Origin of the sequence: Aquimarina gracilis, from assembly GCF_035285365.1 — a bacterium.
GTDB classification, from domain to species: Bacteria; Bacteroidota; Bacteroidia; order Flavobacteriales; family Flavobacteriaceae; genus Aquimarina; species Aquimarina gracilis.
On sequence record NZ_JAYKLX010000006.1, the window covers coordinates 240,835 to 253,292 of the forward strand.

Consider the following 12,458-nt stretch of genomic DNA (forward strand, 5'->3'; position numbering starts at 1 on the left):
TTTTAATAACCGGGGTTTTGTTGATTCGCTATATTAGGGTTTACATTAATCTCATCAATTGGTATAGGCATTATTGTTAGATTCTCTGGTGCAGAAATAGGAATAGGGTCCCCATCCTGCTGAAATTTATTAAACGTTATACCATATCTAGTTAGATCATATAATCTAAATCCCTCGTAAGCCAATTCTTTGCGTCTCTCTAAAATAATCTTATCAATCAACGCTTGTCCTGTTTCTGTAGAGGCTGTAGCACCGGGATCTGCTCTTAGTCTGATAGCATCCAAGGCATCTTGTGCTTGTACATCCTCGGTTAATTGTGCATGTGCTTCGGCTTTTATTAAATACATTTCAGAAAGTCTCAATACTTGAATATTATCATCCTGAACCTGAACCCTTGGGAATTTTCTCACCAAATTCACATCTCCATCTCTAGGATATAATTCTTTTCTAACATCACTATCACTTAGTGTATTTACAAAATCCTCTGTCGCAAAAGCATCTTCGTAAGTAAGATAAAAATACCCAATAGAGTTTGTTCCTGAATTATCAGTTTCATTATTAACCAATGTAAACAATGTTTCTCTATTGCTATCTAAAGCCCAACTGGCACTGTATTCCTGATTTTCTAGGAGCGAGTTTCCGCTATCATCAATGACCTTGGTTGCATTATCGCGAGCACCAGTCCAATTTTCCATATGAAGATATACCCTTGCCAATAATGCCCTGGCCGCATGAACATCCATCCTGTTGGGCGATGATTCTGACCTCATCAAGTCAATTGCACTTAGTAAATCACTTTCAATTTGCTCATAAACTTGAGCAGTTGTACTTCTTCCAGGTTCTTGAATAGTACCACCATCACCTAAAGTTTCAAAGTCGGGAATAGGTACTCCCAAATGAGAAGCATCGGCAGTAAAATTATAGGGTTGCGCAAATAACAGTTGTAAATTATGAAATGCCAAAGCTCTAAGCGCATACATTTCTCCTATATACTGTTCTGCATCTTCCTGTTCCGATTCTGGAAAAGATAATGCCTCTGCATTTCTAATAATTATTGATGTGGAAGCAATTATACGCGTAAGATCTTCCCATGTGGGAGTAATAAATCTATTGTTATCGTTTACTGTATATGAATCAAAATCCAGGTATCTCCCTGTGTTATCAAAAGCATCTATAAATGCATTATCTGATAAGATTTCAGGAAGTAACATCAATGTACGATTGTACAAATCGGTATCAGCAAATAAGCTATACGAACCATTTACAGCCAGATTTAATGAATTAAGATCTACAATGGCATCAGAAACCTCTACATTATCAGAAAATTGCTGTTCCAAAGTATCATCGCAAGAGCTTAGTATAAAAGTTACTGACCACAGAATATACATTATTTTATTTTTCATGATATTTTTTAATATTAAAAGGTTAAATCTACACCCAAAAACAGGGCTCTTGAAATTGGAATCTCTTGGTTTAATCTACCATCAGATCCAGCTTCGGGATCTCTTTCTAGGCGATCATCCTTAATATAGGTATACAAATTGTTTCCTTTTACATAAATTCTAGCCGAAGAAAGTCCGATATTCTGGATACTTTTAGAAGGTAATGAATACGCCAGCGTTACATCTCGTAATCTTATAAATGACCCATCATAAACAAATCTGCTAGAAGGTTGAGACGATCTACCTGTTTGTCGATTCCCATATACAAATGCAGGTACATCTGTAATATCTCCCGGTTGTTGCCATCTTCGTTCATAAGTCCCTCTGCTCACATTTCCTGTAGAAGCAAGTCTTCTGGACCCATCACTATTGGTAAACCTGTTCCAGGTATCATATACCAAACCACCCCATGCGCTATACAATTGAAAATCTAACGAAATCCCTTTGTAGCTAATTGTATTTCTAAAGCCAGCATAAAAATCTGGAGTAGCATTTCCAATAATGACCTGTTCTGCATCACCATAATTATTTGTGGTTGCATCAGATTCATCATTAATAAACCAAAGAGCCTCACCATTATCAGGGTCTACGCCGGCATATCGAGGGAGGTAGAATGTTTCAAAATCCTCACCTACTGCCGTAATACGAGTGGTTCCAATTATTGGTTCTCCATCACCGGCAAGTCTGGTCACTTTGTTTTCGTTAGTTGTAAAATTAAAACTGGTAGTCCAGCTAAAACCATTATTAGCACTTACAATATTACGTGTAGTGATTTGTAATTCTATTCCAGTATTTTCCATGGCACCAATATTTTGCACAATATCTACATCACCATTTGCTGATGAAATAGGTCGTGCCCTAATAAGATCTGTAGTTTCCCTTTGATACCAATCAAAACTCCCTTGTATTCTATTATTGAATAATGAATAATCAATTCCGATATTTAATGGCTTGTTCACTTCCCATTTCAAATTAGGATTTCCCAAATCTGAAAAGAATAATCCTGGGCTTCCATCGTAATCATTAATCGAAAAAAGATCAAACACTGCATAAGGATTATCATCTGGATCATTAGAATTCTCATTACCGGCAATAGGGTCATTTCCATTCTCACCGTAACTTCCTCTAATTTTAAAATCGTTGATGAAGTTAACGTCTTCCATAAATCTTTCTTTGGCCAAATTCCAACCAAGACCTACTGACCAAAAAACACCATATTGGTTATCATCCTTAAATGTAGAACTTCCATCGCGTCTAAGAGACCCACTTATTAAATACCTTTCACCGTAGGCATACTCTGCGTTGAAAAACACAGAATTTAATCCACTTTGCCTCCTATTGGTAGAGGCCTGTACCGGTAAGCTACCTGCATTTAGATCACCAAAACCATCTGGTATGTTTTCAACTTGAATATCGCTAAACTTATTTCTTGTTTTTTGCAATTCGTACCCACCAAAAGCTGTTATATCATGATCTCCTTTCACAAAATTATATCGCAACATGTTTCGGAACAACCAGGTGAATAAAAAGTCTGAGTCCTGATTCCCTCTTCCTACAGGTCGCGCTCCTCCAAAACCTGCTGGTTGTCTTATATAATCGTCTCTAAATCCTTGATTCATATTTATTGATGATTCAAAAGAAAGCCCATTGAATATTTTGTATGATAAATCCATACCGGCAAGAATTCTATGGGTAATATTTCTTCTGGTCTCTGCCTCGGCTTGGGCAACGGGATTATGAGTACTATTAAAGTCAAAATTAAAAGTGCCGTCATCATTAAACGGTGAAATATCTGGTCGTATTCTATATATTGATCGAACAGGGTTAGCAAAAGCTCCTCCGTCTGGTCTAAAATCAGAAATGTTCTTATTATAAGATAAATTGGCACTTATGGTGATTTTGTTGTTTATTTTTTGATCTAATTTTAGCCTCGAATTCATTCTTTCAAACTGAGAACCAATTATAACTCCTTCTTGATTAAAATATCCGCCAGAGATATAATACTTTGTGTTTTCAGATCCTCCTCTTATTGACAAATCATGTTGTTGGTAAAAACCATCCTGAGTCAATAAATCAAGCCAATTTGTATTGACATCTGGATTAAAACCTCTATCCGTTAAATAAGTAAGTGCATCATTACCATTATCTCTTATTCCTGCATTTTGAACTCCTTCTACCAGTAATTCTTGTAATTCAGAAGTATTCAGAGGCTTAAAACGGTCGGCTACTGTGGGAGTAGATAAACCTGCTTGGGCACTATATGAAATAATCGGTTTTCCTTGTTCTCCTGATTTAGTTTGTATGACAATAACTCCATTAGCACCTCTAGTACCATAAATAGAAGTAGCCGCTGCATCTTTAAGTACCGAGAGCGTCTTTATATCTCCTGGATTAAGAGAAGTAATAATTGAAGCATCCCTTGTCTGTATACCGTCGATAACATATAAAGGGAAAGAGGCAGTAAAAGAACCAACACCTCTAATTCTAACATTCGGTGTGGCTCCTGGCTGTCCACTAGCGGCGGTAACCAATACTCCAGGAACATTACCTTGGATACTTTCTTGTATAGCAGCTCTTGGAGTGGCATTAATTGATTCAGTCTTTACATTTATAGCAGAACCGGTTAATCTGGATTTACGTTGTACTGCATATCCAGTTACAACAACTTCTTCTAATGAACTAATGTCCTCTATCAAAGTTATATTAACATCTTTATTGTCAAGTATACTATATTCCTGAGTAACGTATCCCACATAAGAAAAAATCAACACATCCCCATTATTTGCCTGAATGCTATAATTTCCGTCAAAATCAGTTTGTGTCCCTCTATTCGTACCTTTTACAATTACATTTACCCCAGGTAATGGTAAGCCGTCTTCTGCGAGAACGACTCCTTTAACCAGGTTTTGTATTGAATTGTTATCAATGACCTTTTGATTGACCTGGACCTGTTTGTCTTTATGATTCTCAATATATTCTAATAGTTTCTTTATCTCCTTTCCCGATGTCTTCCTATTTTTTGGGAACAAAACGATTTGATTCTTGTAGACTTTAAAATCTATTCCTGTTTCTTTAAAAAGATTAATAAGTACTTTATTTAACTTTTCATCTTTAGCATTAAGAGATACTTTTTTTGAAACATCTATGAGGTTATTATTATAAAAAAAATGATAAGAACTGCTTTGTTCAATTTTTTCTATAGCGGTTCTCAATGAAACCTCTTCCAGTGATATTGAAATATTTTGCGAATAACTGTTAAATGAAAATAACTTCGAAATAGTAATGCAGATGAGTAACGAGTAAATTTTCATAATTCTTAATAGGTGTTTTCTAGTCCAGAAAACACCAGAATGTTTTTTTTTCATAATTTTGTATGATTTTAATTATTCTATTCTGAGTTTAATTAAATGACCTTTTAAAGAGGATGTTGCCGCATCCTCTTTTTATTATCCTATTCTGAATTAAGCATAATTTTATTGTTTTTGTATTTATAATTTATTGACGATGAAAGCTTAAAAAGCTTTAAAACTTCTTCTAAACTGAGATTATCAAACTCACCTGTATATTTGTAGTTTAATAAAGAATCAGATTCAATGACAAATTCGACATTGTATTTTCTTTTTAGATCTAATACCACTTGTTTCAATGGAGTTTTGTCGAAAACCAATTTTCCTTGTCTCCAAGCAACTGCTTTTTGAGTATCTACGTTATCAATTGCGATATCATTTTTCCTCTTATCAAAAATTGCTCTTTGAGAAGGAGTTAATAGTATAGGAGATTTATAACTTTTTTGAAGAACCTCTACTTTGCCCGTAACCAGGGTTGTTTCTATATTTTCATCATTGGGATAGGATTTTACATTAAACGAAGTTCCCAAAACTCTAACATTTAGATGTTCTGTTTTTACAATAAACGGTTTCGTAGTATCTCTTTTAATATCAAAAAAAGCTTCACCCACTAGTGTAACTGTCCTAGTAGAATCAGAGAATTTCTTAGAATATGTCAACCTACTATTGGAATTTAGAACTGCAATAGAACCATCTGGCAAAACTATAGTTTCTTGATCTCCATATTTTGTTACAATATTTTTGGTATCAAAATGGAATAGATTATTGGTATCTACTAGGGTGTTGTTTTCGGAATATGTAAATAAATACCATGCAAATAGTGGTAATAAAATTAGTATCGCTGCAGTAGGATAATAATATATCTTTTTCTTCTTATTCTTATTAGAAAAGCGTTTATATGGTAAATCTGTATCTATATGGTTCAAAGAATCAAGATGAGAAGCAATGTATTTTGCCTTTAGCACGTTAAAACGTTTTTGATGCTTTCCATCACTTCTTATCCACTCTATTATAGATTTTGATTCGTTGGGATTGGTTTCCCCTTTAATGTATTTTATTAGGTCTTTTTCTTGCATTTACTACGGTCTTATATATATAAAGACGAGCTATATGCATAATACCCCTAATACATTCTATATTATTTTTAGAAAAGTGATAAAAACTCCCTTAAATGGAATCGCATATGTCTGATTGCCTTAGACATATGATTTTCTACTGTTTTTATTGAAATATCCAATTCGTCAGATATCTCTTTATTTTTGAGTCCTTCTATTCTACTTTTAACAAATACTTTTTTACATTTTGTCGGAAGTAAATCAATAGCAACTTGTATTTTTTGTTCTAATTCTTTTTCTATAATAGAAGTAGCATTCTTATCGGTAAGTGCATTGTGGTTTATTAATGCCTCAAGCTGAAGTGTATTAGTACTTTTACTTAATTTATATTTTTTTGATCTCAAATAATCGAGACAAGCATTTTTAGTTATCTTAAACAAATATCCATTAATATTCGTTGAGATTTTCTTTCTATGCTTCCAAGCCTTTACGAATACATCTTGTACTATTTCTTCGGCATCCTCTTTGCTTGAAGTATAGCTTTGCGCAAAAAACAGAAGTTTACCATAATAAAGGTCAAAAAGAATTTTAAAAGCATCTTCATTTCCCTCATTAATATTTCTAATGAAGAAACAATTTGTTATTTGTATTTCCCTTTTCACTTACAAGATAATTCAATATAAAGGTAAATATTTTTTATTTCTTTAACGTTTTAACAACAATGATTTAATAATAAATATTTGATTCTTATAGAATAATATCTTGTAAAATTTAAATTTTCAAGGATTATAAGAAGAAGAAAACCTCTCTATCATGTAATCCCAAAGCTCTATAAACTTTGTAAAAAACAGAAAGATTAACGATCTTTTAATCGATATACAAACTTCAAGCCACTCCAATCTTCATCTATAGCAGCTACTTTTACATCTACCAAACCTATGCTAATAAGATATTCTCGAATGGGCTCTCTTTTTAAATCAGTTTCAATCTTTGAAGTACCTTTTGGCCAACTTATCCAAAGCATACCGTCCTTTTTTAATGCACTTTTATAAATGCCAGCTACTTTTTCCAGCTCGGTAAATGTTGCACAAAAAACATGTATAAAATCACAACTTTCTGGGGTAATCTCATTTTTATAAATAAGACCTTGAGGTAAATCCGAAAAAAGATCAAAGTAATACTTGGGGTGGTTATATAACAATATTACATTCCCTTCTTTAATTCCCAATTTCTTCGCCAAAGTTGTTCCAGAATATCCTACAGGCATATCATCAAAATAAAAGATTAATTGATTACAAATTTTTAAAAACAAGTATGATCTAAAGTTAGGAATATTAATTAATTCTATGACATTTTTATTAAAGCTATAAAGTGTATTTAGATTTATGTTATAAAACTGATAATTTATCAAGATTATGGACAGAAAGGATTGTATAGCAGGTCAAAGTTTTTTACTTTCGGGCTCAATTTGATAACACAGTAAATTATCGCATTATGCAAAATACTACCTTAACACAAACCCATATCGATTTGGGAGCAAAAATGGTACCTTTTGCTGGATTTAACATGCCAGTTTCTTATGAAGGTGTTAATATTGAACACGAAACCGTTAGAAACAACGTTGGTGTTTTTGATGTATCTCACATGGGAGAATTCTTAATTACAGGTCCCAATGCCTTAGATCTTATTCAAAAAGTCACCTCAAACGATGCGTCAAAACTTGTTGATGGTAAGGCACAATATAGTTGTCTCCCCAACGACAAAGGAGGAATTGTAGACGATTTGATCGTTTATAAAATTGCAGACGAAAAATATCTCTTAGTTGTAAACGCATCTAACATAAAGAAAGACTGGGATTGGATAAGTAGTCACAATGATATGAATGCCGAGATGCGAGATTTATCTGATGATTATTCTTTACTTGCTATTCAAGGGCCAAAGGCAGCTGAAGCAATGCAATCCATTACTTCTGTAGATCTCGAGGCTCTAAAATTCTACACCTTCAAAGTAGCTGATTTTGCAGGTATTGAACATGTTATTATTTCTGCTACAGGGTATACCGGAAGTGGTGGTTTTGAAATTTATTGCAAGAATTCTGAAGTAAAGCAAATTTGGGACAAAGTACTCGAAGCTGGTGCAGATTTTGGGATTAAACCTATTGGATTAGCTGCCAGGGACACATTACGACTAGAAATGGGCTACTGCCTCTACGGAAATGATATTAACGACTTTACCTCGCCAATTGAAGCTGGATTAGGTTGGATTACCAAATTTTCTAAAGATTTTATTAATGCTGAAGCACTTGCCAAAGAAAAGGAGCACGGTGCTAAACAAAAATTAATAGGTTTTGAACTTGACGAACGTGGAATCCCTCGTCATGATTATGATATTGTAGATGGAAATGGAAATAAAATAGGAATTGTTACCTCGGGTACAATGTCTCCATCTTTAGGAAAAGGAATTGGTTTAGGATATGTTCCTCCTGTTTTTGCATCACCCGGTAGTAAGATTTATATACAGGTGAGAAAAAAGGCAATTCCTGCAACGGTAGTTAAATTACCTTTTTATAAAGGATAGTTTTACAATAAAATTAATATAGTTAAGTTTCAAGGGAGCATTCATGTAATACTTGAAACTTAATTTTTTTATATAATAATTTTGAAAAGAATCTTAATCATAGGGGCCAGTGGTTTTATAGGAAATGCTCTTTACAAAGAGTTAAATTCTTACTTTGATACATATGGTACATATAAAACTGATAATACCTTCTTTGAAAAAAATCAAAAATTCTTTCAATATGATATGGAGTTCGAAGACATATCGATTTTACTAGATAATCTTAAACCTACCATCATTATTTCGGCGCTACGCGGAAATTTTAATTCTCAATTGGACGCTCATCAAAGAATTATAAAATGGATCACAAAAAACAGAAGTAAACTTATATTCATTTCTAGCGCCAATGTATTTGATTCATTTAGTAACTATCCTTCATATGAATATGACAAAACTTTGAGTGACAGTATTTTTGGAAGATTTAAGATTAAGATCGAAAATGCTCTAATGCGGCTCCCCTCAAACAAATATGTAATAGCAAGAGTGCCAATGGTTTTTGGGTCCAATACACCCAGAGTTCAAGAAATTAAAACCCTGTACGACCTAAAAGCTCCAATCGAAGTATTTCCCAATGTAATAATTAATACTACCTCTATATCAAAGCTTACACAACAATTACATTATATCATCAATCGAAATAAGAAAGGAGTCTATCATTTAGGCAGCACAGATCTTATTTATCATTTTGATTTGATTAGAGAAATCTGTGATACATTACTGCTAGAAGATCCTATTTTTAAACAAGTCTTCGATTCTAATAATGATAGATATTTAGCTGTATTACCTCGAGATAATAAATTGCCAAAAAATCTACAAATTACAACGCAGCAAGTTATAGAATCAGTAATAATAAAGTGATTCTTAACAAATTCCTAATTCTTAAATAAAAAATGACATTTCGCATTATCTTTGTATTATGATTGAAAAGGGAAAAAAGATAATATTATTTGATGGCGTATGTAATTTGTGCAATGGAGCCATAAATTTTGTCATAAAACGTGACAAAAAGGATATTTTCAGGTATGCATCTTTACAAAGTGAAGTTGGACAAAAACTAATTTCTGAAAGGAATATCGATATTTCAAAAATAGACTCTATTCTACTTATAGATCCGTCTGTAGCTTACTATCATAAATCGACAGCTGCCTTGAAAATTGCAAGGCAGCTGTCTGGTGTCTATCCTATTCTTTCTATTTTCCTAATCTTACCCAAATTTCTAAGAGATTGGGTTTATGATTTTGTTGCCAAAAACCGCTACAAATGGTTTGGCAAAAAAGATAATTGTATGATCCCTACTCCAGAACTAAAAGCTCTTTTTATTGATCAGTAGTTTCATACTTCGAGATTTTGTTTGTCTTGTTTTTAATCTTGTTCATATTATCAAGATGAATGTAACCAAGACAAACGATAGCAAAGCACAATAAGATTGTAGGTACCAAAATCTTTTTCATCATTTTTATTTTGGGTCAATAACGAGGCAAAAAAAACCGTACTTTTTTTATGGTACAAAAGTAATAGTACTTAGATACTTTTCTTTTGCTTCTTTAGAATTCGTAACTATCCATTTAGAATTCGTAACTCATTATATGACATAAAAAGATTAAAAGCTTAAGTATACATATTCTACTTATAGTTCCTTAATAGAATCATGTTGTGCTCTTCACTTCACTTTGGGCAGTTCTGATGCAGAGTTATTCACTTCGATTCCAGAACTTTCATTGGTTTGATGTTTTTTTCTTAATTCTTTGGACTGTTGATCTAGTTTATTGACATTATCAATATGAACTATACTTAGACAGATTATCGCAAAAGCAATAAGTGCAATGGGTAGTAAAAGCCGTTTCATAATATTTGGTGTTTATTAGCGTGATAAAAGTGATACACCAAATGTATAGATAAGTATTCTTCAAAATAAGGGGAGTTTACCTAGAAATGATCAGGGGAAAATACCCCTTTTTCATCTTTAAACTAGTCCGGAATTCGTCAAAATCAAATTACTTAACGAATAAAAGTGAAGTTAAAACCATCCCTAAACTGCTCATTAATAGTTAATTGATTGTCCATAATTTCAAAATTACCTCGATTTATATTGTCTAGGATAAATTCTCGGTTTTCTCCAACAGTTTCAATAGAATAGTCATAAGTTCCTGTTGGCAACAAATCTTCAATAGAATCATCTGTATTGTTATTGGTTATGGATACAGTATTACTTGATTCATTAAAAACCCAAACCACAATGCCTGTATTAAAGTCATGATCAAGCCCGACAAAGCCTCCACTCACATTAATCAAACTCCATGTTCCACTTAATTCAGAACTTGAAGAACTATCATCATCATTACTACAGCTCAAGAGCATGAGAAAGAAAAAAACAAAAAGAGTATAACGAATCATGTAGTTTAATATGTTGATCAATACTTATATAACTGAAAATGAATCATTTTGGTATTGGTTGTGCAAAAAATTAACAAGCTTCATGGCTAATTTTGAGCAATTCTCTTTATTTCGGTTAACAAAGCTTCGAGATCAGACTCTTGAGTTAATGAATTCATGATCGTTGTTCGTAAATAAATACTTCCTTTAATTCTTGTTTGAACAATATAAAATTTTCCGGATTTAATTAAACCTTGTCGAATTTTAGAGTTCAAAATGTTTACATCTTCTCTACCAGTATTTATATATCTAAAATTAATTATGTTGGCTTCGGGCGATAAGGCAAGCTCAAAACCTTCTGTTTGTTCTATCATTTTCGCAAATGCAGAAGCCAAAGTATACAATCGATTAATGTTTTCACCAAAAACCTCTTCACCATGAGCTTTTAAGATTGCATAGGTTTTTATAGCCATCATTGATTTGGTACACTCAAAAGTCCTTTTCCCTGAGTTGTACCATTCTTGAGTATGCTGCGAATCCCACAAATACTGGGCTTGCTGTTCAAATGTCCTATAGGCATCTTCAGACTTTTTGAAGATTAACCCTGTGTTTAGCGAAGGAGTCATTAACATTTTGTGAAAATCAATTACAACAGAATCTGCTCTTGATATTCCATTCACCAGATGTTTAAATTGATTTGAAAAGATAACCGCTCCTCCATGGGCTCCATCAACATGAAACCAAAGATTATGTTGTTCTGAAAAATCGGCAAGAGTTTGTAAATCATCATAAGACCCAGTTGCAGTAGAGCAAGAACAACCGATAAGTGCTATTACATGAAAACCATTGGCTACAGCATTATCATAATGATCTTGTAATACAGTAGTATTTATTCTAAAATGTTTATCCACGGGTATTTTGATAATCCCATCACTCCCCATACCAAGAATTCTTGCCGCCCTATCGATGCAATAGTGTGCTTCTTCAGAAACCAAAACTGCTAGTCTTTCGTTATGCCCATGTTCCCATACGGCAGTAGGCGCTTTAGCCTTACGCGCTGCCAATAAAGCCGTAAGATTTGCAAGTGTTCCTCCAGAAGTAAGAAAACCTGAAGTGTCCCTGCCATACCCAATTCTTTTGGCAACCAGATCAGTAATGATTTTTTCAATAGCATTTGCTGCCATTCCCATTTCATAAACACCAGTACCATTACTAAGAAGATCAGACATCAACCCCGCCAGTCCAGAAACTAAGGCAGGAACACTCACTTGATGACCAATATACCTTGGATGATGAACATTGATCGAATGATCAAGAATTTCATTAAATGTATCAAGTACTCCATTTTGTGAGGAAAAATCCTTTTTCCAAAAATCCAACTCTTCTTCAGGATCTCTATATGGAAGTACAGGAAATTCTCTATTGGTTTGAACGTTCTCTATATGACTTGCCAATAAATCGACCACTTGATGCCCCAATGCTCTAAACTCTGAAGGGTCATAGACCTTTTTAAGCATTTCAGATTCATGTATTAATTTTTCCATAAGATTCGTATCTAATAGTTCAAAGTTTAATCAAAATGATCCAAAAACGTCAGCCTACAAAAAGGACATAATTCAATTTAT

11 protein-coding genes are annotated in these 12,458 nt (G+C 33.3%); 3 read left to right on the forward strand and 8 right to left on the reverse strand.

Annotated elements, in window-relative coordinates; genetic code table 11:
• Positions 1 to 2: 2 nt before the first annotated feature.
• The 5 genes from U6A24_RS13920 to U6A24_RS13940 form a co-directional block, all read right to left on the reverse strand.
• Positions 3 to 1,403, reverse strand: coding sequence for a RagB/SusD family nutrient uptake outer membrane protein (locus U6A24_RS13920; RefSeq protein ID WP_324180598.1), 1,401 nt, complete (start codon positions 1,401 to 1,403; stop codon positions 3 to 5).
• A gap of 14 nt (positions 1,404 to 1,417) precedes the next feature.
• Positions 1,418 to 4,807 carry a TonB-dependent receptor gene (locus U6A24_RS13925; RefSeq protein WP_324180599.1) on the reverse strand — a complete coding sequence of 1,130 codons (3,390 nt, stop codon included), beginning with the start codon at positions 4,805 to 4,807 and terminating at the stop codon, positions 1,418 to 1,420.
• 86 nt (positions 4,808 to 4,893) lie between these two features.
• Complete coding sequence (locus U6A24_RS13930) at positions 4,894 to 5,865, reverse strand: FecR family protein (RefSeq protein ID WP_324180600.1); 972 nt, start codon at positions 5,863 to 5,865, stop codon at positions 4,894 to 4,896.
• Between the two features lie 68 nt (positions 5,866 to 5,933).
• Positions 5,934 to 6,506: an RNA polymerase sigma-70 factor gene (locus U6A24_RS13935; protein ID WP_324180601.1), complete on the reverse strand. Its 573-nt coding sequence runs from the start codon at positions 6,504 to 6,506 to the stop codon at positions 5,934 to 5,936.
• Positions 6,507 to 6,700: 194 nt separating this feature from the next.
• Complete coding sequence (locus U6A24_RS13940) at positions 6,701 to 7,156, reverse strand: DUF3052 domain-containing protein (protein ID WP_324180602.1); 456 nt, start codon at positions 7,154 to 7,156, stop codon at positions 6,701 to 6,703.
• Positions 7,157 to 7,338: 182 nt separating this feature from the next.
• Here U6A24_RS13940 and gcvT point away from each other — a divergent pair, with 182 nt between their 5' ends.
• The 3 genes from gcvT to U6A24_RS13955 all read left to right on the forward strand — a co-directional run bounded on the left by gcvT (position 7,339) and on the right by U6A24_RS13955 (position 9,790).
• The gene (gcvT, locus tag U6A24_RS13945; RefSeq protein ID WP_324180603.1) at positions 7,339 to 8,421 is read left to right on the forward strand and encodes a glycine cleavage system aminomethyltransferase GcvT; all 1,083 of its coding nucleotides are present in this window, start codon (positions 7,339 to 7,341) and stop codon (positions 8,419 to 8,421) included.
• A gap of 81 nt (positions 8,422 to 8,502) precedes the next feature.
• Positions 8,503 to 9,318, forward strand: coding sequence for a sugar nucleotide-binding protein (locus tag U6A24_RS13950; protein WP_324180604.1), 816 nt, complete (start codon positions 8,503 to 8,505; stop codon positions 9,316 to 9,318).
• A gap of 58 nt (positions 9,319 to 9,376) precedes the next feature.
• Positions 9,377 to 9,790 (forward strand): thiol-disulfide oxidoreductase DCC family protein, encoded by a 414-nt coding sequence (locus tag U6A24_RS13955; protein WP_324180605.1) that lies wholly within the window; start codon positions 9,377 to 9,379, stop codon positions 9,788 to 9,790.
• Positions 9,791 to 10,120: 330 nt separating this feature from the next.
• Here the strand turns inward: U6A24_RS13955 and U6A24_RS13960 are convergent, their stop codons facing one another.
• The 3 genes from U6A24_RS13960 to U6A24_RS13970 all read right to left on the reverse strand — a co-directional run bounded on the left by U6A24_RS13960 (position 10,121) and on the right by U6A24_RS13970 (position 12,377).
• Positions 10,121 to 10,306: a hypothetical protein gene (locus tag U6A24_RS13960; protein WP_324180606.1), complete on the reverse strand. Its 186-nt coding sequence runs from the start codon at positions 10,304 to 10,306 to the stop codon at positions 10,121 to 10,123.
• Positions 10,307 to 10,458: 152 nt separating this feature from the next.
• On the reverse strand, positions 10,459 to 10,854 hold the full coding sequence (locus U6A24_RS13965; RefSeq protein ID WP_324180607.1) for a hypothetical protein: 396 nt from the start codon (positions 10,852 to 10,854) through the stop codon (positions 10,459 to 10,461).
• A gap of 86 nt (positions 10,855 to 10,940) precedes the next feature.
• Positions 10,941 to 12,377: a pyridoxal phosphate-dependent decarboxylase family protein gene (locus U6A24_RS13970; protein ID WP_324180608.1), complete on the reverse strand. Its 1,437-nt coding sequence runs from the start codon at positions 12,375 to 12,377 to the stop codon at positions 10,941 to 10,943.
• Between the last annotated feature and the right edge of the window lie 81 nt (positions 12,378 to 12,458).

What these genes read in the sequence shown, in the direction of transcription:
- gcvT (WP_324180603.1), top strand. Translation starts at nt 7,339, where the DNA reads ATGCAAAATACTACCTTAACACAAACCCATATCGATTTGGGAGCAAAA.
- U6A24_RS13955 (WP_324180605.1), top strand. Translation starts at nt 9,377, where the DNA reads ATGATTGAAAAGGGAAAAAAGATAATATTATTTGATGGCGTATGTAAT.
- U6A24_RS13970 (WP_324180608.1), bottom strand. Translation starts at nt 12,377, where the DNA reads ATGGAAAAATTAATACATGAATCTGAAATGCTTAAAAAGGTCTATGAC.
- U6A24_RS13930 (WP_324180600.1), bottom strand. Translation starts at nt 5,865, where the DNA reads ATGCAAGAAAAAGACCTAATAAAATACATTAAAGGGGAAACCAATCCC.
- U6A24_RS13925 (WP_324180599.1), bottom strand. Translation starts at nt 4,807, where the DNA reads ATGAAAAAAAAACATTCTGGTGTTTTCTGGACTAGAAAACACCTATTA.
- U6A24_RS13960 (WP_324180606.1), bottom strand. Translation starts at nt 10,306, where the DNA reads ATGAAACGGCTTTTACTACCCATTGCACTTATTGCTTTTGCGATAATC.
- U6A24_RS13965 (WP_324180607.1), bottom strand. Translation starts at nt 10,854, where the DNA reads ATGATTCGTTATACTCTTTTTGTTTTTTTCTTTCTCATGCTCTTGAGC.
- U6A24_RS13920 (WP_324180598.1), bottom strand. Translation starts at nt 1,403, where the DNA reads ATGAAAAATAAAATAATGTATATTCTGTGGTCAGTAACTTTTATACTA.